Below are 23440 nucleotides of genomic sequence, written 5' to 3' on the forward strand. Positions count from 1 at the left end.
TTTATAAACCCGAGAAAGCAAATAACGATGTCTTCAAAAGAACTAACCGAACAAATTTTAAAGAAAAACTCTTTTTTATGTGTGGGCCTTGATGTAGATATAGATAGGATCCCCACCTATCTATTATCTGAAGATGATCCTATTTTTGCTTTCAATAAAGCTATAATCGATGCTACAAACCGGTTTTGCGTGGCTTATAAACCCAATATCGCTTTTTACGAAGCCAATGGTGTAGAAGGATGGAAAGCTTTAGAAAAAACCATAAATTATATTCACGACGAGTTTCCCGAGATGTACACTATCGCCGATGCCAAGCGCGGTGATATTGGTAATACTTCCCGAATGTATGCAAAAACATTTTTAAATGATCTGGGGTTCGATTCGGTGACCGTAGCGCCTTATATGGGCAAAGATTCTGTAGAACCCTTTTTGGAAATTGAAAATCGCCATGCTATCCTACTTGCGCTAACTTCCAATGAGGGATCTGCCGATTTTCAAACGCAAAAAATAGACGGAGAAGAACTTTATAAAAAAGTTATTAGGACTTCTAAAACCTGGGAAAATGCCGAGCGTTTAATGTATGTAGTTGGTGCAACCAGGGCAGAATATTTAAAGGAGATTCGCGAAATAATTCCTGAAAATTTTCTACTAGTGCCGGGCGTTGGCGCACAAGGTGGTAAGTTGGAAGATGTATGTAAGTATGGAATGACCAAAGATGTAGGTTTGTTGGTGAATTCTTCCCGAAAAATTATTTATGCTTCAGAATCTTCAAATTTTGATGAAATTGCCGGCGCAAAAGCCGAAGTCCTGCAACAACAAATGGCCGAGGAGTTAAGGCAGTTGTAATCTTATTTTGTGGATTTAGTTGCGGGTTCTAAGATATTTCTTAGAGTAACCCTGTCTTTATATTATATTTTCTATGACAATCACAGATCAATTAGGACGTAAAATCCAACTTTCGGCAACACCAAAAAGGATTGTTTCCCTGGTGCCAAGTCAGACGGAACTTCTTATAGACCTGGGCCTGGAAGAAGAATTAGTGGGTATTACCAAATTTTGTGTGCATCCCAAACAACTTCGGGAAGTCAAAAAAGTGGTTGGTGGAACAAAAGAGGTACACCTGGAAAAAATAAAAACTTTAAACCCAGATTTAATTCTTTGCAATAAAGAAGAAAACACCAAAGAAATGGTGCTTGCATTGGAGAAAATAGCACCGGTACATGTTTCAGATATTATTGAAATAGGAGATGCTTTCAGCTTAATGCGTCAGTATGGCGAAATATTTAAAAAAGAAGCTTTAGCAAAAACCATGATCACTACTATAAAGCGAAAAATGAAAGTTTTGCAGGAAAGCCTTTCAGGAAAACCTATTAAAAAAGTAGCTTACTTTATTTGGAAAAAACCGCTTATGGTGGTTGGAAAAGATACGTTTGTAGATAAATTATTAAGTCTGAATAATTTTGAAAATGTCTTTAAGGAAAGTAGATACCCTGCAACAACTTTAAAGGAAGTAAAAGAAAAAAATCCCGATTTACTGTTATTGTCTTCAGAGCCGTTTCCATTTCAGGAGAAACATAAAACATATTTCTCTGAAGTAGATGCTGAGATTATGCTAGTTGATGGAGAATATTTTAGCTGGTATGGCTCACGCCTGGCCGGAGCAATGGATTATTTTAAAAAATTACGGGATTAGTCAATATTCAATCTCGCTATATTCCATTCTTCGCAGCTCCCGCATGATTTTTTTCGCTCTCGCGTTCAATCGGTCACTTTCTTCTTTATCGTATAATGCCAATTTGTAAGCCTTATGCATAAGGTGCGTGTATTTATCGCACATGCATTCTTCTTTAGTTTTAGATTCAAAGATTTTAAACATAATTTAGTTTTAGTCTTTGACGCAAAGATAGGCGAACTTAGCAAAAACCTTTGCTAAGTATGCGTTAAGGTTGAACTAAAAATCTGAATATGATATCATCTATTGTTAAAAAATTAATGAATTAATGCTGAAAATTAATCCTGTAGGGCAAAAACCTTGCGTAGGAGACTGGTAGTTCTTGCAGAAACTTTCTCCCTTATCTCCTTTTCTTCCACAGCGATCATAGTATAAACACCCTTTAATGCTTCATTGGTTACATAGTCAGCTAAGTCGGGATTAACGCGAGAAGTAAGAGGTAAACTATTGTATTTCTGAATAATATTACTCCAAATTTGAGTCGCGCCCACTCTTTCTAAAGAGTTAGTCACTACAGGATTGAATTTGTCGTAAAGTTGAGTTTCTGTCTTATTGGTTAGATATTTTGTAGCAGCATCATTTGGGCCGGTTAAAATATTACGGGCATCGTTAAAATTAATTCCTTTTACCGCACTTACAAAAATAGGTGTTGCTTCTTTCACTGCAGATTCTGCCGCCCGGTTTAAAACCTTTAAGCCTTCATCTGCCAAACTACTAAGCCCTACATCGCGTAAAGTTTTATCTACTTTTTGCAACTCTGGTGGAAGACTAATTCTCACTAATTCATTGCGATAGAAACCATTCTCTTCGGTTAATTTTGTCACTTGTTTTTCAATTCCCATATCGAGTGCCTGGCGTAAACCTGAAGCTATTTGGTCATTACTAAGTCCCGCTTGCGGATAATTTTGGGCGATAGTTTGTAACTCGGCACAGGAAGAAAGTACGAGTACGCTAACAAAGAGAATAATCTTTTTCATCGGTTTATTTATATTTTAAGGCTTTAAATTGAATAAATAGCTGCAGGATGGAACATATTCCTTTTAAGTTGCTATTTTTTACTCAGCATCTTGCCGGTGTTTTGCGTCAAAGATATAAATTTCAAAATTACACAGCGGCAGGATATGGTTTGGCATCAATGGAGTCCAAAACGTTATAATTAATTTTTTTGATTCAGCTGAAATTACCAATTTTTAAATCAGTGAGGTCTCGACTGCGCTCGACCTTACATAAGACATTGTATTTTAGTTAATTATAATGTCACTTCGAGCGCAGTCGAGAAGTTTTTCTATGAATTATTTAATTCTATAATTATTTAGAATGTTATTATTTTGCATAGTGAATTCTAATTTAGCAGAACTAATTTATTCATTAGAAGAGAAAAGTTCCGCTATCAATCGGAATTGATTCTTTAATCTTCACCTGTTTCCGATCTATAAAATCATCATAAAAATTTTTAAAATTTAATACTTGGTTGCGATTTTCGTAAATTGCAGCTTCAAAATTCAGAGATAATTAATAATGGAACAACAAAAACCATATACCCCTAAAAATAAAATACGAATTGTAACCGCTGCCTCCCTTTTTGATGGTCACGATGCGGCAATAAATATCATGCGTCGAATAATTCAGGCTACCGGCGTAGAGGTGATTCATCTTGGTCACGATAGAAGTGTAGAAGAAGTTGTGAATTGCGCCATTCAGGAAGATGCACAGGCAATTGCCATGACTTCATATCAGGGCGGGCATACCGAATATTTTAAATATATGTACGATCTGCTTCAGGAGAAAAACGCAGGTCATATTGCTATTTTTGGCGGCGGCGGCGGCGTAATCCTTCCGGAGGAAATAAAGGAGTTAATGGATTATGGAATCACCAGGATTTATTCTCCAGACGATGGCCGGGAAATGGGGTTGCAGGGTATGATTAATGATATGGTGAAAAGAGCGGAAAGCCCATCCCCAACCCTTCCCAAAGGGAAGGGAGTGGAAGACGGGCTTAAGAATAAAGACGTCAACACGATTGCAAGATTAATAAGTATTGCAGAAAATAATCAGGAAGAATACCAGAAAATAGCTAAAGAATTTAACTTTAACTCCTCCCCCTTGGGGAGGTCGGGAGGGGCTTGTCCCGTATTAGGAATTACTGGAACTGGCGGTTCCGGAAAATCCAGTTTGGTAGATGAATTGGTACGTCGGTTTTTAAGTGATTTTCCGGAGAAAAATATTGGGATTGTGTCAGTAGATCCTTCTAAACGGAAAACCGGTGGCGCGCTTTTGGGAGACCGAATTAGAATGAATTCCATCAACAACGAACGGGTGTATATGCGTTCCCTGGCTACAAGGCAATCTAACCTGGCGCTTTCTAAATACGTAGCCGAAGCCGTTGAGGTCTTGAAAATCGCCGGTTATGATCTTATTATTTTAGAGACATCTGGGATAGGGCAGAGTGATACTGAAATTATGGATCATTCTGATGTTGCTCTATATGTGATGACTCCTGAATTTGGTGCCGCTACCCAACTTGAAAAGATCGATATGCTCGATTTTGCCGATTTAGTGGCCATTAATAAATTTGATAAACGCGGTGCCCAGGATGCTTTGCGTGATGTGAAAAAACAGTACCAGCGCAATCATCTGTTATTCCATGAAGATGCAGAGAAATTACCGGTTTTTGGCACCATCGCATCTCAGTTTAACGATCCCGGTATGAACACGCTGTATCGTCAAATAATGGATAAGATTGCTGAAAAAACTGATAGTGACCTAAATTCTACTTTTGAAATTTCTGCGGAAATGAGCGAGAAAATCTTTGTGATCCCGCCAAAAAGAACCCGCTATCTTTCAGAAATTGCCGAAAATAACAGAAGTTATGACGAGAAAGCAACAAAACAAGCCGAGGTTGCTCAAAAACTCTACGGTGTTTTTAAAACCATAGAATCGGTTTCGGGATTAGACCTAACCGATAAACAGGAACAATATTTAGATAAAAACGGCTTAAATCAGGATGAAATTTATGAGTATGCTGAAGCATCGCAAAAAGATTTTCTAAAATTGCTTTTTGCTGAATTCGACCGGGTGAAGATGGATTTAGATCCTTATAACTGGGAAATGATCCAGGCCTGGCAGGAAAAGGTGACTAAGTATGTAGAACCGGTTTATTCATTTAAAGTAAGGGATAAAGAAATAAAGATAGACACGCATACCGAGTCATTGTCCCACACTCAAATTCCTAAAGTTTCCCTGCCAAAATACAAAGCCTGGGGCGACATTTTAAAATGGTGTTTACAGGAAAATGTTCCCGGGGAATTTCCATACACCGCAGGGCTCTATCCCTTTAAACGCCAGGGTGAAGATCCTACCCGGATGTTTGCCGGGGAAGGCGGGCCAGAGCGTACCAATAGACGTTTTCATTACGTAAGTATGGGACTGCCTGCAAAAAGGCTTTCTACCGCTTTCGATTCGGTTACCCTTTATGGGAATGATCCAGACGAACGCCCAGATATCTACGGAAAAATAGGGAATTCAGGGGTTTCTATTTGCTGTTTGGACGATGCTAAGAAATTATATTCAGGATTTGATCTTGCCGATAAAATGACTTCAGTAAGTATGACCATTAATGGTCCTGCGCCTATGTTGCTCGGTTTTTTTATGAATGCTGCGATAGACCAGCAATGTGAAAAATACATTACAGAACATCAACTTGAAGATAAGGTTGAAGCTAAACTAAAGGAACTTTATGACGACCGGGATATTGAACGTCCTATTTATCAGGGAGATTTACCGGAAGGAAATAACGGACTCGGATTAATGCTTCTGGGAGTTACCGGAGATCAGGTATTGCCACAAAAAGAGTACAATAGAATTAAAGAAAACACTATTAATGTAGTGCGGGGAACGGTACAAGCCGATATTTTGAAAGAAGACCAGGCGCAAAACACCTGTATTTTTTCTACGGAATTCGCCTTGCGTTTGATGGGCGATGTGCAGGAGTATTTTATTAAAGAAAAGGTAAGGAATTTTTATTCGGTTTCCATTTCAGGCTATCACATTGCCGAAGCCGGTGCCAATCCTATTACGCAACTCGCCTTTACGCTGGCCAATGGCTTTACCTACGTAGAATATTATTTAAGTAGAGGAATGGATATTAATAAATTTGGTCCTAACCTCTCCTTTTTCTTTTCTAACGGAATTGATCCCGAATATGCCGTAATAGGTAGGGTTGCCAGGAAAGTTTGGTCTAAAGCTTTAAAACATAAATACGGTGCCAATCCAAGAGCACAGATGTTGAAATATCATATTCAAACTTCCGGAAGGTCGCTTCATGCCCAGGAAATTGATTTTAATGATATTAGGACTACCCTGCAGGCGCTATACGCCATTTATGACAATTGTAATTCCTTACATACCAATGCTTACGATGAAGCGATTACCACGCCTACAGAAGCATCTGTAAGAAGGGCAATGGCTATTCAGTTAATCATTAATAAGGAATTAGGGCTTGCTAAGAACGAAAATCCTATTCAGGGTTCATTTATCATAGAAGAATTAACCGATCTGGTTGAAGAAGCCGTGTTAACCGAGTTTGATAGGATCACCGAAAGAGGTGGTGTACTTGGCGCGATGGAAACAATGTACCAGCGTGGGAAAATCCAGGAGGAAAGCTTGCATTATGAAACTTTAAAACACAACGGCGATTATCCTATAATTGGAGTGAACACCTTTTTAAGTTCTACAGGTTCTCCAACGGTAACTCCGGGGGAAGTAATTAGAGCGACGGAAAAAGAGAAACAACACCAGTTAAGAACTTTGAATACCTTGCATAAGGCCAAAGAAGATTCTGCCGAAGAAGCTTTAGAACGCATTAAAAAGGCATCAATTCAAAATGAAAATATTTTTGAAGAATTGATGGAAGCCACGAAAGTTTGTTCTTTGGGTCAAATCACCCAGGCCATGTTCGAGGTAGGCGGACAGTATAGAAGAAATATGTAAGCAGAGAGCCACTATTGCAAAGCTTTTCGCTTTGCAATAGTGTGCGAATCGCTTATCCCGAAGCGCGGAGCGACATCGGGATCTTTTCCTGTTCCAATGTTCTCTGGAGCTTTTTGCTTTGTAATAGTGAGCGAATCCCTTACCCCGATGAGCAGAGCGACATCGGGATTTTTTTTGTTTCCAATATTTTTTGAAGCTTTTAGCATTTTGAAATACGTGCAAATCATTTATTCCGAAAAAATGAAATAAGATTGAAATTCTGTCGCTAGAACTACCTTGTTAAAGCGCTACTTTAAAAATCCTATTCAGGATCATCGGTATTAAATGGATTATCGAATGGGATATCATCATCGGGGTCTTTATCGTCATAATTTACTCCTGGCGGATTGAATAAACCCCATCTATCGATGATATAATTCCACGGGTCGAAAGTTTTGACCCATTCAGCAAAAAGAATTCTAAATTCTTCAATTGTTTCTCGCAGTAGATGCAAGTATTCCGTTTCTTTAAAGTTGGCAGCAAAAAAGTGATTACAAGACACATAAATATCACGCGCACTCTTACGAATTATTGCGGCATTTTCCATTTGTAGATCATATAAATCGGCTCCCATAGCTCCGGCAATTTTCGCCGGTAGCCTAAGGGCGTCGTCCATCATAAAGCCTCCGGTACTTTTTAACATTTCGTCGTCTTCAGGAATTAAATCGACAATTCTATGTACCATTTGTAAGATTTCTTCTGCCTTTTGGTAGAGAGGTTCTTTCCTAAAATTTACATTTTTCATATAGCGTTAAAATTTTACTTTTTTTGTTGCCGCAGTCTAAATTTCAGATTAATTTTGCGGCTTCTAAAAACTGCCAAAGAGATAAATCTATGGAAAATATTTGGGTTTATGCAATAGGCGCTTTCACTGCTTTCTTCGCGATTAACAATCCCGTGGGGAATATTCCTATTTTTTTAAGTCTTACCAAGCAAGCAGATGGCAAACGTAAAAAGTTTATTGCAAAAAAGGCCACTTTTACAGCTTTTATAATCGTAACAGGATTTATACTGCTGGGCAAGTATATTTTTGAACTTTTTGGCTTGACGATTCCTGCATTTAAAATAACCGGTGGTATTCTGGTATTTTTTGTAGGATTTGAAATGATACGGGCGCAGCAATCCAGTATTGATAATCAAACCGAAATTGATTTCAATGAGGGCATTTCTATCTCACCTTTGGCTATTCCTATTTTGGCCGGTCCAGGAACAATTGTTACTGCGATGAACTATACTACGACTGCCAGCTATTTAGAAATGGGGGTTATTGTCGCGATGTTTGCTTTAATTATGAGCCTCAATCATCTTGCTTTTATCTCCAGCGATTATTTGGTACGTTTTATTGGACAAAATAAAATCATAGTGATCGAGAAGATAATGGGCTTGATCATCGCAATTATTGGGACTAACATGCTTATTCAGGGAATTCAATTAGCGTTTTTTGAAGATCTTATCCTTACTGAAATGCCTTAATTTAAAAAAAGCAGGATTATCAGTTAGTTAGAGTTTAGTCTTTTTTCTTGTAGCGATCTTGTGTCAATACCGCACATTAGTGAAATAAAAAACTTCCCTATTTATATTGAGACATCCATTCCGAAGTCATTTTATCGAAAATATGAATCTCTTTTCGAAGCAGGTGTAGAAACTCAATTTCTTTTACACCGCTTATTTCTATTTTTTTACATTGCAATTTGATGTTTCTGGCTGCCTTATGCAGTTTTTGAATATGCCGAAGCCTACACTGCGGATTAGAAGAACCTACCACAGAAGCAATCCCTGGTGCAAGCTGCAGGGATTCAGTAACCAGGTTCCCGGCAAACCGATGTTGGTTTTTTGAAGAAATATCCATTTCATAAACGTGCTTTCCATCACCAAAGTAGGACGCCACTGCGCGCGCTATTTTGAATATTTCGAGGGCTTTACGATAAACCGGTAAGTGATATGCGTTATTTGAAAAAGACTGCGACACGATAAAAATTTTATATAAAATTAGACAGAATAATTCAATTTTATCTTTAACTATTAAAGTCAAAATCGTACTTTGCTTTAATTTTAAAGATATAAACCGGTAATTACCTTAAAAATGGAAGTAGATCATATTAATTGGGCAATTTTAAAGCGTTTGCAAGAAAACGCGAGATACTCTTTTGCTGAAATTGGAAGAGATATAGGCTTGAGTTCACCGGCTGTCGCAGAACGGGTTAAGAAAATGGAAGATGCCGGCCTTATACGTGGGTATAAGACGCAAATTTCTTATCAAAAGACAGGTTATCAACTCAAAGCGATTATAACATTGCGGGCGTTTATGGGTAGATTAAAACCGTTTTTAGAAAAAGTAAAAGAATTCAGCGAAGTGAACAATTGTTATCGCATCACCGGAAATGAAAATATTATTATGGAAGTGGTATTGCGGGATCAGGGACATTTGGAGGAGTTTATTGATAAGTTAATTACCTACGGAGAAACAAAAACCCATATCGTCTTATCTCAGGTAGTGGAATTTGCGCCTTTAGATGATTTCGAAAAACAAAGGTGATTTTTCGATTTGGGGAAGAGAGTCTTAAGTTGGAAAAGAAAAATAGAAAAGAGAAAATGATTATAACCATTATTATTGAGGATTCATCGTTGTTAAAGCTATATCGCTAAGAATTTGAAAATTGGGTTTCTTAAATATTTCGGATCAACCGGCATTTTGTATTAATTGTGATAGATTACTTAAAATATGAAATGTTTTTGCCATTCCTTTAACCAATATTTGAAAAATCATTTATCTAATTATCGGGAATAAATTTAAATTCAAATAGAAAGTTTTGTAATATAATATATCTATCTCTTTTATTGTCAGTAAATTATAAGCTTCTGATTTTTCTGAAAGTTTGAGGGTGAGGTTCTTAGTGTCATTTAATAAACCTGTGCTAAAAAATATAGCCGTTAAAATAAAGCAAATTGTAATTTCGTTAGCATAGTTGCGACTACTCTGTGCTTAAATTTGTAAAAAAGAAAAGAATTATGAGAAAGCACAGTATGTTATTTTTAGCTGTAGCAATATTAGCAGGAGTATTAGGATTTTCAGGATTAAATTTTGCAGGGATTGAAGTGGTAAGAATATTATTTCTAATTTTCGCCGACTTATTAGTGGTTTCGTTACTGGCCCGCCTTTTTTTTGATGACAAAAAGATGAAAATGCAGCGCGTTAAAAGTAAATAAGTAAAAGTATTAAAGTGCAAGTTAGACCTAAGTAAGGAAATATGAGCTTAGTTTGATAAATTGGATTGATATTAATGACTTGAGAATTATTTAAAAAGCCTTCATAAAATTGAAGGCTTTTTTATTTCTTCCTTTTTAAATGCAATGCTTATATTTATAAAAGATTTATTGCGATATGAACAGAAAGTTAAGCTTATTTTTATTTACATTTTTATTTACCTTTATTAATATTCAAGGGCAGGAAATAAAATTGCCGAAAGGAAGAATTATAGATTCTATTCCTGCAACAGATAGCACAGCGAGTTCCTTCGCGCTTTATTTACCTCAGGATTTTACAATAGAAAAACAATGGCCGGTACTTTTTGTTTTTGATGCAAAGGGTAGAGGAAGACCCACAGCTCAACTTTTTAGGCAAATTGCTGAAGAGCAATCTTATATCATTGCCTCGGCAAATGTGGATGTAAGACAGGACTCACTGCAAAATAATGTAAAGAAAGTAGGAACTATTATAAATCAAGTGGCGGGAATGCTACCTTTAGACAAACAGCAAGTATATACCGTTGGGCTGGGGGCCGGGGGGAAAGTGGCCACGGCATTAAGTCTTGTTTACAGTAATATTGCCGGTGTGCTGGCAGTAGAAGACGCCTGGCTTAACACTAATCTCCTAAATGAATCTAACCGGTTTATGTATAGTGCTATTGCCTGCAATTCCAGAAATTCACAATTTACTCTACAGGAAATAGTAGGCTATTTGGATGAAAGAGATCACCCTACAGAGTTAAATTATTATTTCTGTGAAGAAAAAGTAGAATGGCCGGCTGCCGATGTAATCTATAATTCGGTCTCGGGATTTACTTTACAGGCCATTAGAAGTGGGAAACGTAATAATGATCTAAAATTAATTAATGAATTATACCAAAATGAGGTAGCCTTTGCCGAGAGGCTTAGACGTAGCCGTAATTATTATGCTGCATTTCAGAAACTGAAAATGATAGAAGATAAATATGAGGACCTCAGTCTTGAGATCGCATTGCGTGATAAGCTTAAGACGATAAGAAGAAATAAAGCATTTAAACAACAGCGTAGGGAATACAGACGCACTGCGAGAAGGGAACAGGAAAAAAGAGAAGAATACCGTTATTATTTAGAAGACGATGTAGCCACAGCAAATTTTGAAAATACCGGTTGGTGGGCACAGCAATTTCAGGAGCTGGAACAAAAAAAGAAAAAGGCTACCGGTGAAGAGGCAAGAATGGCGGCCAGGACTTTGGGCTTTTTAGATGATTTAAGCAAAGAACTTTATGACGATTATGTGAATGCTCCGGTTATTGCCCGTGCAAAGATTTTTGTGAGCGTCTTACGTACAATTTTCGCTAAAAAAGATCCCGAAGCTTATTTGAATATAATTAAAATTGCCGGTCATGATGGGGATCACGAAACTGCATTACTATATCTGGAAGATCTTTTGAAAACGGGTTTTGATGATATGGAAGCACTTTATGATATCAAAGGAATTCTGGATCTCAAGCTAAGTAAACCCTACAACAAAATAATTAAAGAATACCTGGGAGATGCTAAATATTTTGAAGCCGAACTATAGTCAGTGGCGTTTTGCAGTTTTTATAATGCTGTTTCTTGGAAATTTAGGTTTGGCGCAGGAGGTTGATGCTGTTGCATTTCAGAAAGAAATGAACGAGAAATTCATGAATCCTGAAGAAACTCCGCTTTCTAGTCAGGATCTAAAGAATTTTAAAACCTTGGACTTTTTTCAGGTTAATGAGGATTACAAAATAATGGCAAATTTTGTGAGAACTCCGGCAGAAGCTCCTTTCCTTATGCAAACCACTACAGAGAGGACTCCGGTTTATGTAAAATATGGGGAATTATATTTTACTTTAAAGGGGAGGGATTTTAAGCTTAATGTTTACCAAAACCGTGAACTTTTATTAGATTCTGAATATTATAATCACTTATTTTTACCTTTTACAGATCTCACGAATGGAGAAAGTACATACGCGGGCGGTCGATATTTAGATTTAAAAATCCCTACAAAATCTGCTATTAGCCTGGATTTTAATAAGGCTTACAACCCTTACTGTGCATATAACGGTAAATATTCCTGTCCAATTCCACCAGCCGAAAATGATATGAACATCGCGATTAAAGCAGGTGTTAAAAATTATAAGTAAATGTTTTAAAATAGGTGGAGGATTGTTTTTTCTGAAATCGTCCCCATAAATGATTAGGCTAACTTAGAAAGGTATAAACCCAGGATTACGGCCAGGATTCCTAAAAGAATGCTTCCGAAGCAATAAAGAAAGAAATTTAAATAATCCCCCGAACGTAAAAACGCTTGATTCTCCATAGCAAAACTGGAAAACGTAGTGAAACCACCACAAAAACCAACGACGAAAAAAAGGACCAGGTTAGAGCTTAAAATTTCGGTGCGGGAAGCTAAGCCCAAGACAAATCCAATAACTAAACTGCCTAAAATATTCACGCCAAATGTGCCAAAAGGAATGGCAAAACCATCCTGGTTTAATATTTTGGTAACTAAATAACGCAAAACACTACCCAAGCCACCTCCGAGAAAAACAATAATCGCGTGTTTAAGCATAGGCTTTTATTTTACGGGAATATAAAGATGGGTAACAAGCTTAGCAGGATTGGCAACCTTATTTGGCGAATTTTGATATACCTCAAAACTATGCGCGTCTTCTTTAATTTCAATATTATTTTTCTCTAAATAATCCCTGGCAATGCTCCAGGCTTCCCTTAAATTTTCATAATCTCCTTTTAAGGTTGTTTTCAACACCTTCTGGTTTGGCATAAATCCGGTTAAAACTTCACTTTTCGCGGGGGTGATCACTTCACTTGGGGTAAAAAAACCAGCTGAAAAAATAACAGTACCGGCATCGTTATTCCATTCGTTGTATAGTACAAAAGGATTTCCATTTTTTTCAATATTGTTTTCCTCCATATAAGAAGAAATCTCACTTAACATGGGTGCCATCTTACGATCTACCATGCCTATTTTACTTGCGGTAGTTGTGTACATATAATAGCCGCCACCGTATCTAATGATGCCATCTACATTAATGGTATATTTATCCATTTTATTAAGGATTACGGTTTCCAGTTTTTCGAGTCCGCGTTTAAGTTTAGGACGCATCATTTGCGGGATTGTTTCATCTTTAAAGATAAAAGCCAGTTTTTCCATAAAATTCTGCTTTCCTTTTATTCCCCAGGTGACTTCGGTGCCTTCTTCAAACTCATCGAAATTCCAATAGAGATCGCTATTAGCTGTACCAAAGCTTGTTTCAAAAGAAAATCCCTGCTTGATTTCGGCGAATGGTTTTGCAGAAATGGTTTTTATTTTACCGTCTTCAAAATTTGAACTTTTCCAGGAATATAAGGCGCTATCACCGCTTGTTTTTGCTCCATATTCAATAATTATATCTTTATCTTTACTGGCCCAGGGTCCCCAGTTTTCCCAGTTTTTAAAATCGTTTACTTCATTAAATACCATTTCTGCCGGGGCAGGAATCACTTTTGTCTCTTCTATTTGAAACTCCCCATCTTTAGTAGCAATATAAATAGAACCCGCAATAATGACGATTAATAATAAAAAGAAAAGGTATTTAAAAATTTTCATAGGTACTGTTTTATAAAGCGAAGATACTTAATTTAACATAATTTGTTACTAAAGATTAGACGACATCACTTAGAGCCTACTTAAAAATTTGTACAATATTTTTATAAGATAGATTTATATGTGCGCTAGTGATTAAGGGTAGTTTTAATTATAAACAGCAGGCCTAAGAATAGAAGAAAGCCAATTAAAACAAAAAAGCTGCCTTTATAATGTTTTTTGTGCAGCACAGAGTCTTTTTTGTAGCTGCTGCTAATAACAATTATAAAAGCAATTAAAAATATGCCTGCAAATATTAATTGACCAGTACTAAACATGTTATTTTAATTTTTGCAAAGTTAAGATTTTAGAGCTTATTAGACTATTTTAAAAGTAAAATAGCAGGTGAGGATACGCAGTATAAATAATATTGAAGTTTTGAAATCTAAGTCGTGTTATTGTGAAAATTGAAAATAAAGTTTTATTTTTCTTCAGAAGCCAAAATTAGTAGAATCCCTCAAAATCATTTAAATTACAACAAAATGAAATTTATAGTAAGTTGTTTATTAATCGTCCTTTTCTCTATTGCCTGCAAATCTAAAGAAGACGATGCTGCAAAAACTAATGCTTCAGAAGAGAATAAGGTAGCGCCCGACACTACTAAGAATAATGAAATAAAACATTACAAAAATAAAACCTGGAAGTTTGCTTTAGAATTTCCTTCAAACTTTAAAGCTTTTGAAGGAGAACTTCCCGGCAATAATCCTGTGATTAATTTTTATTTAGAAGATCCTAAGATTGATTTGCCGCTTAAAATTCACGAAGATCCAGGATTCGCTTATATCGCTATGTTTCCAAAAGGTTTTGGTGTAGATGCACCCTCTGGGAAGAGTAAATCGATTAAAGATTGGGCGGGAAATCTTCAATTATCATTTCATATTAATGAATTGGAATCCAGGGTCTATCTTTTAGAAAATGGAGAACCCTGGGCTTATTTCATAAAATTTCATCAGCCACCGGAGCAATGGAGTGAAGCTTCGGGAATTTTTGTGCATTATCCAGTTAAAGATTTTAAGTCTTCCTGTATTTCCCAATTGGGAGAATCTAAACCTATGGAAGATTGTGATACTTTGGCACAAGATAGGGTAGTAAACTCTGGAACTGTAAATCAAAAAAGTAAAGCCAGGTTAGATGCTTTGCTAAATACGCTATATTTTTTTAGGGAAGAGGACATGGAAAGAGCAAAACTTTCTAATTTGATTGAAATTGAAAAACCTTTACCTAATATGGAGGTAAGTTCACCACTAAAAATCACCGGAAAAGCACGGGGAACCTGGTTTTTTGAAGCCGATGCGCCTATAGAAATTGTAGATAAAGATTACCAAAGTTTAGGGAAAAGCTATATTAAAGCTACCGATAAATGGATGACTGAAGATTTTGTGCCATTTTTTGGTACCATAGAGTTTGAAGCTCCCAGCGACGAACGTGGCTATATAATATTTAGAAAAGCTAATCCTGCTGGTAAGCCCGAATTTGACAGGGTTTACACCTGGCCGGTATTATTTCCTCCAAAATAAGTGTTTGAAATAAAAAAGCCTCACTGTAAATTTCTTGCAGTGAGACTTATAAATATTATAAAAACAACTTATTTATTTCACCTGATATCTCCAACCGTATTTATCTTCAGCTTGATTATATTGAATTTTCATTAGCGTGTCTTTAAAAGCTTTTCCGTAGGAATCTTCAAGCTTGGGCAACTCAAATTTTTCATTTTTATACCCAAATCCTACGATTGGGTTAATTACCGTAGCAGTTCCAGAACCAAAGATTTCTTTTAATTCTCCGCTTCTTGCAGCATCCACAATTTCGGCAACTTTCACCCGTCTTATTTCAACTTCTATATTCATATCCTTCGCCAGGTCTATAACACTCTTTCTGGTTACCCCATCTAAGATTCTATCGCTGGTGGGCGCGGTAACAAGTTTGTCGCCAATTCTAAAGAAAATATTCATAGTTCCCGCTTCTTCCAGGAATTCGTGGGTATTGGCATCAGTCCAAATTATTTGTTGGAAACCGGCTTCCTGCGCTAAATTAGTGGGATAGAATTGCGCGGCATAATTTCCTGCCGCCTTGGCAGCTCCAACCCCGCCATTAGCCGCCCGGCTGTATTTTTCTGAAAATTGCACCCTCACCTCGCCGCTGTAATAAGCCTGGGCAGGAGAACAAATAATCATAAATTTATATTTTGTTGAAGGACTGGCAGACACGCATTCTTCAGTAGCAATTACAAACGGTCTAATGTATAAGGAGTTTCCGAAACCTTTTTTAATCCATTCTTTATCCAATTTTAATAACTCTTCAAGACCTTTAAAGAAATACTCTTTCGGAAATTCTGGCATAGCTAATCTAGCCCCAGATTTGTTGATCCTTTCAAAATTTTGCTGTGGTCTAAATAACCAGATTTGATCTTTATCGTCCTTATAGGCTTTCATCCCTTCAAAAACGGCCTGGCCATAATGAAATACTTTTGTCGAGGGATCTAATTCAATAGATCCGTAAGGTTTAATCTCCGGGTTTTTCCAGGTTCCATCTTCATAATCACAGGTAAACATATGGTCGGTGAAAATTTCACCAAAAACCAGGTTATCAAAATTGATTTCCTCAATTTTAGATTTTTGAACTTCTGTTATCTTTAGTTGGTTAGCGTCGTATTTCATTATTATTAATTTAGCTAACAAATTTACCTAAATTAAAGCAGAATTAAAATCTAAAATTTCAGTAAATTATCCTGGGATAGGGCCAGGAGCATAATTTAAAAAGATTAAGTTTGTTGCTAGTTAAGCTCTGGAATAAGATAAAAACGGGATAAATCGATTATTGAGTAAGTTCGTTGGATATACTGTTCTGTTTCTTTCTTTGTCATTTAAATATAAATACAATTGCGAATTGTATTAATCTTAAAGTAAGTGTATTTTTATTCTGAAATAATAATGTTGATTTGAAAAAATATGAAAAAAATAGTAATATTATTTGCACTAATTTTTATTGCTTTTTCCTGCCAGGAGAGAGGATCAAAGAAAGCAGCTGAAGAGACGGCGATGAGTGAAAATGTAGATTACACTGCCTTTGGAGCCGAAATAGATAAGAAAAGCCCCTTATCTGCTAAAGAAGCCCTTCAGGAATTTAATAGTTTAAAACCCGGGGATAGCGTAGGTTTAAAATTCACCTCCAGCATTAAAAGTGTGTGTAAAAAGAAAGGATGTTGGATGATTTTAGAACTTTCCGAGGGCGAAAATGTGCGGGTAACTTTTAAAGATTATGGTTTTTTTGTGCCGAAAAACAGTGAGGAGACCGAAGTAATTGTTGAAGGGAAAGCATTTTTGAATAAAATATCTGTGGAAGATCAAAAACATTATGCTGAAGACGAGGGAAAACCCGAGGCAGAAATAGCAGCCATCACTTCCCCTAAACTAACTAGAGCTTTTGTTGCAACCGGGGTACTTTTAAAAGAATAAAGAAATTGGAAAGAAAAATAATTAAAACCGGCGACGGCTCTACGACCATTCAACTATCAGAGTGGGACGAGCAATATCATTCCAAACACGGCGCCATACAGGAAGCCAAACACGTTTTTATTAAAATGGGGCTGGACTATTGGCTGGATAATTTTAGTGAGAATAAGTTAGCTATTTTAGAAATTGGCTTTGGTACCGGTCTTAATGCATTTATTACTTTTTTAGAAGCAGAAAAGCATCAGCTATCCATCAATTATACCGGAGTAGAAGCCTATCCGGTGGCTAAAAATGAAATTGAGGCTTTAAACTATCCTAAATTACTTTCCGCAGAAAATAATGCACCCATTTTCCAAAAAATGCACGAAACACCCTGGCATAGTTTAGAAAAAATTTCTAAAAATTTTAATTTGATTAAACAGCAAAAACGCTTTGAAGAAATAGATGATATTGCAAAATACGATCTCGTTTATTTTGATGCTTTCGGTGCAAGGGTGCAACCAGAATTATGGACCGAAGAGATCTTTGCAGCCATGTATCGAGCCATGCGCAAAGAAGCTGTTTTAGTAACCTATGCGGCAAAAGGCAGTGTAAGAAGAGCTCTACAAAAGACAGGTTTTACCGTTGAAAGACTAGAAGGACCGCCGGGAAAGCGAGAAATGTTAAGAGCATTAAAAAACTAGGTTGTTTTGTTGTTAAAACTACAAAAAGGATTAGTTAAGCTTTAAACATCTCGTTATCTTGTAAAGAAAAATGCGTGTACTAATTACAGGAGCTACAGGTTTAATCGGTTCGAAAATTAGTAATGCCTGTCGTGAAAAAGGAATTGATGTTCATTATCTAACTACCAGCAAAGATAAGATTGAAAACCACCCCGATTATAAAGGTTTTTACTGGAATCCCAGTGAAGGTGAAATAGACGAAAAAGCTATTGAGGGCGTTAATATTATTATTAATTTGGTAGGAGCCAGTATTGCTGAACGTTGGACAGATGAACAGAAAAAAAAGATCATAAAAAGTCGCACAGAGACTGCTAATTTACTCTACAAATGTTTGCAGGAAAATAAGAATGAGGTGCAGCACCTTGTTTCTGCCAGTGCTATAGGTGTCTACCCCAGTTCTTTAGAGAAATTATATACTGAAAAAGATCAGGGCGTTGATGATTCTTTTGTGGGCGAAGTAGTAGTAAAATGGGAAGAAGCCGTAGATAATTTTAAAGATCTTGGGATTGAAGTTGCTAAAATACGAATAGGCCTGGTCTTAGCTAAAAACGGCGGAATGCTGCAAAAGCTTAAAGAGCCGGTGAATTTTAGTGTAGGTTCTCCTCTTGGTAGCGGTAAACAATGGCAAAGTTGGATACATATTGAAGATATTAAAGGGATTTTTATGTATGCTGTGGAAAACAAACTTACCGGAGTGTATAATGCAGTGGCGCCAAATCCTGTCACCAATAAGGAAATGGTGAATTTCTTGGCTTCACAAATGGGAAAACCGGTTTGGTTGCCGAACGTGCCAAAAGTAGCTTTAAAACTGGTGCTTGGGGATATGTCCAGGCTTGTGTTGTCCAGTCAGTTAGTGAGCAATGATAAAATTGAAGAAGCCGGTTATCATTTTCAATACTTAAACCTTTCCAAAGCCCTGGAAGATCTTATAGACAACTAAATTTATATCTTGAATAAAACTACTTTAAAGTTTTACTGAATAAAAACAGCCATTAATTCACGAAATATCTCAGAAGAGAGTTCGTAATTAATGGCTTTTTATTTCATAAATTTTTTGTGCGTTATTTCCATAACGTTGTGGGCAAGGATTGCAGAAAGCGAAAGAACTATATTGTCCTGATAAAATTATTAAGCCTGTACTCTGAGTTGATAGAAATGTACAGTAGGATAATTTCAATTATTATACAATCATTCCCAAAACTTAATTTACAAGAACTTCAGGTTAAATGACATTTTGACACTTTACCATAATTGGCAATGAATTTGTCTTTCTTGAGATTGTATTAAAAATACCATAAAAATGAGCAAAGATAAAAACAATATACCCGAAGAAGAGCAAAACCAATCAGTGAAAAATCAGGTAGAAGATACCATAGATGAAGCTATTGATGAGGTAGAGAGAGCAAAAGAAGAAGAGGGAGAAACACCAGAGGATGCCGAGTTTACTGAGGAAGAGAAACTTAAAGAAGACCTGGGTAAAGAAAAGGATAAATTCTTAAGACTTTTTGCTGAATTTGAAAATTATAAGAGAAGAACTTCTAAAGAGCGACTTGATTTATTTAAAACTGCCAACCAGGAAGTAATGACCGCCATGTTGCCAGTCTTAGATGATTTTGAAAGAGCTTTAAAAGAAATGAAGAAATCTGGTCAAAAAGACCTAGTTAAAGGGGTGGAATTAATTCACAATAAATTACGGGAAACCCTTAACAGCAAGGGACTCGAGGCAATGAAAGTAAAGGAGGGAGATACCTTTGATTCTGAACTTCACGAGGCCATAACACAGGTTCCTGCTCCTAAAGATAAACTTAAAGGCAAGATAGTTGATGTTGTAGAGACAGGTTATAAACTGGGAGAAAGAATAATTCGTTATCCTAAAGTGGTAACCGGCAAGTAAAAGCTTTTTTAGAATCTGCAAAAATAGACAATGAAAGACGATTATTACGACATATTAGGTATAAGTAAAAATGCTTCGGCGGCTGAAATTAAAAAGGCATATCGAAAAATGGCTTTAAAGTATCATCCTGATAAGAACCCAGGAGATACCGAAGCTGAAGAAAAATTCAAGAAATCGGCAGAGGCTTATGAAGTATTAAGTAATGAAGATAAGCGTGCCCGTTATGACCGTTTTGGTCACCAGGCCTTTGAAGGTGGTGCTGGCGGCGGCGGCTTTGGCGGCGGCATGGACATGGACGATATTTTTAGCCAATTTGGAGATATTTTTGGCGGCGGCTTCGGCGGCGGTGGAGGTTTTTCTGGATTTGGTGGCGGTTTTGGTGGTGGCCAAAGACGTGCTAAAGGAAGTAATCTAAGAATTAGGGTTAACCTTACTTTAGAAGAAATCGCCAATGGTGTCGAGAAAAAGATAAAAGTAAAAAGAAAAGTCCAGGCGCCCGGTACAACCTATAAAACCTGTACCACCTGTAAAGGTACCGGCCAGGTAACCCGGGTAACCAATACTATTTTAGGAAGAATGCAAACAGCTTCCCCCTGTACTGCTTGTAGCGGTTCTGGACAAATTATAGATAAAAAGCCTGGTGAGGCCGATGCACACGGATTAATCCAGAAGGAAGAAACTGTTTCCATTAAGATTCCTGCGGGAGTTGAAGAAGGTATGCAGCTTAAAGTTGCCGGAAAAGGTAACGATGCCCCCGGCAATGGTGTTGCAGGGGATCTCCTGGTGGCTATTGCAGAAAAAGAACATGAAAGCCTGCAAAGAGAAGGTAATAATCTTCACTACGATTTGTATATAAGTCTTTCTGAAGCTGTTCTGGGAACTTCCAGGGAGATCTATACTGTGAATGGAAAGGTGCGTATAAAAGTAGAAGAAGGCGTACAATCTGGAAAAATTCTTAGGTTAAGAGGAAAAGGAATTGGCAGCCTTAATGGTTATGGAAAAGGCGATTTGCTGGTTCATGTAAATGTTTGGACTCCTAAAACGTTAAATAAAGAACAACGTGATTTCTTTGAGAGAATGGCTCAGGACGACAACTTCCAGCCAAATCCCAAAAAAAACGATAAATCATTTTTTGAAAAAGTTAAAGATATGTTTTCTTAGAACCCCGGTTTTAAGAAAATATTCATATATTTGATTATCACTAAGTCTTTTAGTGATATTTTTTCTTTTTCATAGCAATTTTTTTCCCATCCTTAATTCTATTAAGGGTGGGTTTTGTTTTTATAGATATTTGGAATATTTTTAGCAATTGCAAAAAAGAACTTTCCTGGATTATTAATTTTATTGCAATTCGGTTTTTTTATACAGTATTTTAACGCTTTTATAATTTTCTTAGGATTGGCTCACGGCTATTTTTTTACTTTTGATTTAGCTTTAGAGAAAGACTACTTATTTATTACCTTATTACTTTATGGAAAACCTCCTGGTTGCAGAAAATATTTATAAGAAATTTGGCGGTTTTACCGCACTCAACAATGTTTCCATTAGCATACCAAAAGGTAGTATTTTTGGACTTTTAGGACCTAACGGCGCGGGCAAGACTACCCTTCTTAGAATTATAAACCAAATTACCATGCCAGATGAAGGTCAGGTTTTTTTAGATGGAAAACCGCTGCATCCTTCAGATATTGCACATATAGGTTACCTTCCCGAGGAACGCGGACTGTATAAATCTATGAAGGTGGGAGAGCAGGCACTTTACCTGGCTCGTTTAAAAGGCTTATCTAAAGCAGAAGCTAAAGCACGCCTGGAATATTGGTTTAAAAAATTACATATTGAAGGTTGGTGGAATAAAAAGATTCAGGAGCTTTCTAAAGGGATGGCGCAAAAGGTGCAATTTATCATTACCGTGTTACACAAACCTAAGTTATTAATTTTTGATGAACCTTTTAGCGGTTTCGATCCTGTAAATGCGGGCTTAATTAAAGACGAAATCCTTCAGCTTAAAGAAGAAGGTGCTACTATCTTATTTTCAACGCATCGTATGGAGAGTGTTGAAGAGTTATGTGATTATATGGCTTTAATCCATAAGTCGAACAAATTATTAGATGGAAAAGTTTCAGAAATAAAAAGAGAATATAAGTCCAATACCTATGAAGTTGGTCTGGAAGCCGAAAATGAGACCGAACTACTCAAAGAACTAAACGAGCGATTTGTTTTGGGTAAAGCCAAATTTCAAAGTATAAACGATGATTTAAAATTAACCATTCAGCTTCAGGAAAACGAGACTCAAAATGATCTTTTAACATACCTAATAGGAAAAGCCAGAATAAATCACTTTGTAGAGGTGATACCGTCAGTAAACGATATTTTCATTAAAACCGTTACTCAAAATGCGTAATTTAAAGCTCATCATTCAGCGGGAATATCTAGCGCGGGTAAGGAATAAAACCTTTATCATCATGACTTTTTTGAGTCCGCTTATTTTGGTGGGAATGTTTGCACTAATCGCATACCTAAGTATGTTGAACAGTAGTGAACAGCATATTATTGGCTTGTATGATGAAACAGAAATGTTTTCTACTGAATTTATCGATGCTGAAGAAATACAATACCTGGACCTTTCTGATAGAAGTTTGGAAGAAGCGAAAACCCTGGTTAGAAATGAAGGTTATTACGGCCTAATTTATATACCGAAAAATGTAGGGAAAGGCATGGAAAATGTAGCTTTCTACGGAAAAGAATCTCCTGGTTTTGGCACGGTACAAACGCTGGAAAAGACTATTGCCGATAGGTTGACCCGGCAGGAATTGGTGACACGAGGTGTAGATTTGAGTGAGCTGGACGATGCCAGAAGACAGGTAAAGCTTGAAATTCAGAATTTTTCAGGAGAGCGCACGTCAAAAATGTCCAATTATATAAAAATGTTTTTTGGTGGCGCCGCCGGTTATCTCCTTATGATGTTTATTATAATTTATGGAAATATGGTGATGCGTAGTGTGATAGAGGAGAAGACCAATAGGATTATTGAGATTATTGTTTCTTCGGTTAAACCCATTCAATTAATGATGGGTAAGGTTTTGGGGACTTCCCTTGCCGGGATAACTCAATTCAGTATTTGGTTACTGTTAGGTGGCGTTTTATCATTAATTTCTTTCTATATTTTGGGGATAGATTTATTTAGTGTTCAAAAAGATCAATTAGCAAATATAGAACAGGTGGTGCAACCAGAAATTGCGCAACTTGTAGTAGATGTTCTTAATTTACCTATTTTCAATTTAATCATTTTTTTTGTTATCTATTTTATTTCGGGATATTTTCTCTATAGCGCTATATATGCTGCCATTGGAGCGGCAGTAGATAGCGAAACCGATACCCAGCAATTTATGTTCCCGGTAATTCTTCCTTTAATGCTTGGCATTTATGTTGGTTTTTTCTCGGTAATTGAAAATCCGCACGGTAGTATTGCCACAATTTTTTCTATGATTCCGCTTACCTCACCTATTGTAATGCTTATGCGCATTCCTTTTGGGGTTCCCTGGTGGGAGCTTGCAATTTCTTTGGGGATTTTAATATTGACTAACTTTGCTGTAATTTGGCTGGCGGCAAAAATATACCGGGTTGGTATTCTTATGTATGGTAAAAAAGCCAGTTACAAAGAGCTTTTTAAATGGCTTAAATACTAAAAAACATAATTGATAAATAATCAAAATA

Annotated in this window: 24 protein-coding genes; 16 read left to right on the top strand and 8 right to left on the bottom strand. The window is 36.7% G+C overall.

The features are described 5' to 3' along the window. Positions 1 to 27: 27 nt before the first annotated feature. Together pyrF and BUA71_RS01265 are read left to right on the top strand one after the other, a co-directional pair. Positions 28 to 846 carry an orotidine-5'-phosphate decarboxylase gene (pyrF, locus tag BUA71_RS01260; RefSeq protein WP_072875931.1) on the top strand — a complete coding sequence of 273 codons (819 nt, stop codon included), beginning with the start codon at positions 28 to 30 and terminating at the stop codon, positions 844 to 846. A gap of 73 nt (positions 847 to 919) precedes the next feature. After that, a complete protein-coding gene (locus BUA71_RS01265) occupies positions 920 to 1693 on the top strand; it encodes an ABC transporter substrate-binding protein (RefSeq protein ID WP_072875932.1) in 774 nt (257 codons plus the stop codon). Here BUA71_RS01265 and BUA71_RS01270 read toward each other — a convergent pair whose 3' ends face one another. After that, complete coding sequence (locus BUA71_RS01270) at positions 1694 to 1876, bottom strand: Lacal_2735 family protein (RefSeq protein ID WP_072875933.1); 183 nt, start codon at positions 1874 to 1876, stop codon at positions 1694 to 1696. Between the two features lie 134 nt (positions 1877 to 2010). Beyond that, positions 2011 to 2709, bottom strand: a complete 699-nt coding sequence (locus tag BUA71_RS01275) for a DUF4197 domain-containing protein (RefSeq protein ID WP_072875935.1) — start codon at positions 2707 to 2709, stop codon at positions 2011 to 2013. A 541-nt stretch (positions 2710 to 3250) separates the two neighbouring features. Between BUA71_RS01275 and BUA71_RS01280 the strand changes: the two genes are divergently transcribed. Then, positions 3251 to 6721 carry a methylmalonyl-CoA mutase family protein gene (locus tag BUA71_RS01280; RefSeq protein ID WP_072875937.1) on the top strand — a complete coding sequence of 1157 codons (3471 nt, stop codon included), beginning with the start codon at positions 3251 to 3253 and terminating at the stop codon, positions 6719 to 6721. Positions 6722 to 6732: 11 nt separating this feature from the next. Here the strand turns inward: BUA71_RS01280 and BUA71_RS01285 are convergent, their stop codons facing one another. Together BUA71_RS01285 and BUA71_RS01290 are read right to left on the bottom strand one after the other, a co-directional pair. Next, the gene (locus tag BUA71_RS01285) at positions 6733 to 6927 is read right to left on the bottom strand and encodes a hypothetical protein (RefSeq protein ID WP_072875939.1); all 195 of its coding nucleotides are present in this window, start codon (positions 6925 to 6927) and stop codon (positions 6733 to 6735) included. A 95-nt stretch (positions 6928 to 7022) separates the two neighbouring features. After that, positions 7023 to 7505 (bottom strand): hypothetical protein, encoded by a 483-nt coding sequence (locus tag BUA71_RS01290; protein ID WP_072875941.1) that lies wholly within the window; start codon positions 7503 to 7505, stop codon positions 7023 to 7025. An 89-nt stretch (positions 7506 to 7594) separates the two neighbouring features. Between BUA71_RS01290 and BUA71_RS01295 the strand changes: the two genes are divergently transcribed. Beyond that, positions 7595 to 8233 carry a MarC family protein gene (locus tag BUA71_RS01295; protein WP_072876836.1) on the top strand — a complete coding sequence of 213 codons (639 nt, stop codon included), beginning with the start codon at positions 7595 to 7597 and terminating at the stop codon, positions 8231 to 8233. 97 nt (positions 8234 to 8330) lie between these two features. On the opposite strand, the gene BUA71_RS01300 is transcribed toward BUA71_RS01295, so the two are convergent. Further along, entirely contained in the window at positions 8331 to 8729 is a 399-nt protein-coding gene (locus BUA71_RS01300; protein ID WP_072876837.1) for a hypothetical protein, read from the bottom strand. A gap of 114 nt (positions 8730 to 8843) precedes the next feature. On the opposite strand from BUA71_RS01300, the gene BUA71_RS01305 reads away from it, so the two are divergent. The 4 genes from BUA71_RS01305 to BUA71_RS01320 all read left to right on the top strand — a co-directional run bounded on the left by BUA71_RS01305 (position 8844) and on the right by BUA71_RS01320 (position 12156). Further along, complete coding sequence (locus BUA71_RS01305) at positions 8844 to 9296, top strand: Lrp/AsnC family transcriptional regulator (protein WP_072875943.1); 453 nt, start codon at positions 8844 to 8846, stop codon at positions 9294 to 9296. Positions 9297 to 9769: 473 nt separating this feature from the next. Beyond that, positions 9770 to 9967: a DUF1328 domain-containing protein gene (locus BUA71_RS01310; protein ID WP_072875945.1), complete on the top strand. Its 198-nt coding sequence runs from the start codon at positions 9770 to 9772 to the stop codon at positions 9965 to 9967. Positions 9968 to 10142: 175 nt separating this feature from the next. Then, entirely contained in the window at positions 10143 to 11567 is a 1425-nt protein-coding gene (locus BUA71_RS01315) for an alpha/beta hydrolase family protein (protein ID WP_072875947.1), read from the top strand. Further along, on the top strand, positions 11551 to 12156 hold the full coding sequence (locus tag BUA71_RS01320; RefSeq protein WP_245812532.1) for a DUF1684 domain-containing protein: 606 nt from the start codon (positions 11551 to 11553) through the stop codon (positions 12154 to 12156). The genes BUA71_RS01315 and BUA71_RS01320 overlap by 17 nt, the downstream gene beginning before the upstream one ends. A gap of 53 nt (positions 12157 to 12209) precedes the next feature. Here BUA71_RS01320 and crcB read toward each other — a convergent pair whose 3' ends face one another. Together crcB and BUA71_RS01330 are read right to left on the bottom strand one after the other, a co-directional pair. Then, positions 12210 to 12584 (bottom strand): fluoride efflux transporter CrcB, encoded by a 375-nt coding sequence (gene crcB, locus BUA71_RS01325; protein ID WP_072875949.1) that lies wholly within the window; start codon positions 12582 to 12584, stop codon positions 12210 to 12212. A 6-nt stretch (positions 12585 to 12590) separates the two neighbouring features. Continuing rightward, on the bottom strand, positions 12591 to 13622 hold the full coding sequence (locus tag BUA71_RS01330) for an SRPBCC family protein (RefSeq protein ID WP_072875951.1): 1032 nt from the start codon (positions 13620 to 13622) through the stop codon (positions 12591 to 12593). 518 nt (positions 13623 to 14140) lie between these two features. Here BUA71_RS01330 and BUA71_RS01340 point away from each other — a divergent pair. Next, positions 14141 to 15175 (top strand): Gmad2 immunoglobulin-like domain-containing protein, encoded by a 1035-nt coding sequence (locus BUA71_RS01340; protein ID WP_139277047.1) that lies wholly within the window; start codon positions 14141 to 14143, stop codon positions 15173 to 15175. A 72-nt stretch (positions 15176 to 15247) separates the two neighbouring features. Here BUA71_RS01340 and BUA71_RS01345 read toward each other — a convergent pair whose 3' ends face one another. Further along, entirely contained in the window at positions 15248 to 16315 is a 1068-nt protein-coding gene (locus tag BUA71_RS01345; RefSeq protein ID WP_072875957.1) for a branched-chain amino acid aminotransferase, read from the bottom strand. 291 nt (positions 16316 to 16606) lie between these two features. On the opposite strand from BUA71_RS01345, the gene BUA71_RS01350 reads away from it, so the two are divergent. From BUA71_RS01350 to BUA71_RS01380, 7 genes are all read left to right on the top strand, one after another. After that, positions 16607 to 17113, top strand: a complete 507-nt coding sequence (locus BUA71_RS01350; protein ID WP_072875959.1) for a DUF4920 domain-containing protein — start codon at positions 16607 to 16609, stop codon at positions 17111 to 17113. A 5-nt stretch (positions 17114 to 17118) separates the two neighbouring features. After that, a complete protein-coding gene (mnmD, locus tag BUA71_RS01355; protein WP_072875961.1) occupies positions 17119 to 17793 on the top strand; it encodes a tRNA (5-methylaminomethyl-2-thiouridine)(34)-methyltransferase MnmC2 in 675 nt (224 codons plus the stop codon). Positions 17794 to 17863: 70 nt separating this feature from the next. Beyond that, positions 17864 to 18772, top strand: coding sequence for a TIGR01777 family oxidoreductase (locus BUA71_RS01360; protein WP_072875963.1), 909 nt, complete (start codon positions 17864 to 17866; stop codon positions 18770 to 18772). Between the two features lie 360 nt (positions 18773 to 19132). Further along, positions 19133 to 19726 (top strand): nucleotide exchange factor GrpE, encoded by a 594-nt coding sequence (locus BUA71_RS01365; protein ID WP_072875965.1) that lies wholly within the window; start codon positions 19133 to 19135, stop codon positions 19724 to 19726. A 30-nt stretch (positions 19727 to 19756) separates the two neighbouring features. Next, entirely contained in the window at positions 19757 to 20887 is a 1131-nt protein-coding gene (gene dnaJ, locus BUA71_RS01370) for a molecular chaperone DnaJ (RefSeq protein WP_072875967.1), read from the top strand. A 310-nt stretch (positions 20888 to 21197) separates the two neighbouring features. Then, on the top strand, positions 21198 to 22127 hold the full coding sequence (locus BUA71_RS01375) for an ABC transporter ATP-binding protein (RefSeq protein WP_072875969.1): 930 nt from the start codon (positions 21198 to 21200) through the stop codon (positions 22125 to 22127). Next, the gene (locus BUA71_RS01380) at positions 22120 to 23412 is read left to right on the top strand and encodes an ABC transporter permease (protein ID WP_072875971.1); all 1293 of its coding nucleotides are present in this window, start codon (positions 22120 to 22122) and stop codon (positions 23410 to 23412) included. Before BUA71_RS01375 ends, BUA71_RS01380 begins: the two co-directional genes overlap by 8 nt. The last annotated feature ends 28 nt before the right edge of the window (positions 23413 to 23440 follow it).

The sequence above is a fragment of the Salegentibacter echinorum genome, from assembly GCF_900129445.1.
Lineage (GTDB): Bacteria > Bacteroidota > Bacteroidia > Flavobacteriales > Flavobacteriaceae > Salegentibacter > Salegentibacter echinorum.

Excerpts from the sequence above, each read along its gene's own strand:
- pyrF (WP_072875931.1), top strand. The coding sequence starts at position 28 with ATGTCTTCAAAAGAACTAACCGAACAAATTTTAAAGAAAAACTCTTTT.
- BUA71_RS01265 (WP_072875932.1), top strand. The coding sequence starts at position 920 with ATGACAATCACAGATCAATTAGGACGTAAAATCCAACTTTCGGCAACA.
- BUA71_RS01270 (WP_072875933.1), bottom strand. The coding sequence starts at position 1,876 with ATGTTTAAAATCTTTGAATCTAAAACTAAAGAAGAATGCATGTGCGAT.
- BUA71_RS01275 (WP_072875935.1), bottom strand. The coding sequence starts at position 2,709 with ATGAAAAAGATTATTCTCTTTGTTAGCGTACTCGTACTTTCTTCCTGT.
- BUA71_RS01280 (WP_072875937.1), top strand. The coding sequence starts at position 3,251 with ATGGAACAACAAAAACCATATACCCCTAAAAATAAAATACGAATTGTA.
- BUA71_RS01285 (WP_072875939.1), bottom strand. The coding sequence starts at position 6,927 with ATGCTAAAAGCTTCAAAAAATATTGGAAACAAAAAAAATCCCGATGTC.
- BUA71_RS01290 (WP_072875941.1), bottom strand. The coding sequence starts at position 7,505 with ATGAAAAATGTAAATTTTAGGAAAGAACCTCTCTACCAAAAGGCAGAA.
- BUA71_RS01295 (WP_072876836.1), top strand. The coding sequence starts at position 7,595 with ATGGAAAATATTTGGGTTTATGCAATAGGCGCTTTCACTGCTTTCTTC.
- BUA71_RS01305 (WP_072875943.1), top strand. The coding sequence starts at position 8,844 with ATGGAAGTAGATCATATTAATTGGGCAATTTTAAAGCGTTTGCAAGAA.
- BUA71_RS01310 (WP_072875945.1), top strand. The coding sequence starts at position 9,770 with ATGAGAAAGCACAGTATGTTATTTTTAGCTGTAGCAATATTAGCAGGA.
- BUA71_RS01315 (WP_072875947.1), top strand. The coding sequence starts at position 10,143 with ATGAACAGAAAGTTAAGCTTATTTTTATTTACATTTTTATTTACCTTT.
- crcB (WP_072875949.1), bottom strand. The coding sequence starts at position 12,584 with ATGCTTAAACACGCGATTATTGTTTTTCTCGGAGGTGGCTTGGGTAGT.
- BUA71_RS01330 (WP_072875951.1), bottom strand. The coding sequence starts at position 13,622 with ATGAAAATTTTTAAATACCTTTTCTTTTTATTATTAATCGTCATTATT.
- BUA71_RS01340 (WP_139277047.1), top strand. The coding sequence starts at position 14,141 with ATGAAATTTATAGTAAGTTGTTTATTAATCGTCCTTTTCTCTATTGCC.
- BUA71_RS01345 (WP_072875957.1), bottom strand. The coding sequence starts at position 16,315 with ATGAAATACGACGCTAACCAACTAAAGATAACAGAAGTTCAAAAATCT.
- BUA71_RS01350 (WP_072875959.1), top strand. The coding sequence starts at position 16,607 with ATGAAAAAAATAGTAATATTATTTGCACTAATTTTTATTGCTTTTTCC.
- BUA71_RS01360 (WP_072875963.1), top strand. The coding sequence starts at position 17,864 with ATGCGTGTACTAATTACAGGAGCTACAGGTTTAATCGGTTCGAAAATT.
- BUA71_RS01365 (WP_072875965.1), top strand. The coding sequence starts at position 19,133 with ATGAGCAAAGATAAAAACAATATACCCGAAGAAGAGCAAAACCAATCA.
- dnaJ (WP_072875967.1), top strand. The coding sequence starts at position 19,757 with ATGAAAGACGATTATTACGACATATTAGGTATAAGTAAAAATGCTTCG.
- BUA71_RS01375 (WP_072875969.1), top strand. The coding sequence starts at position 21,198 with ATGGAAAACCTCCTGGTTGCAGAAAATATTTATAAGAAATTTGGCGGT.
- BUA71_RS01380 (WP_072875971.1), top strand. The coding sequence starts at position 22,120 with ATGCGTAATTTAAAGCTCATCATTCAGCGGGAATATCTAGCGCGGGTA.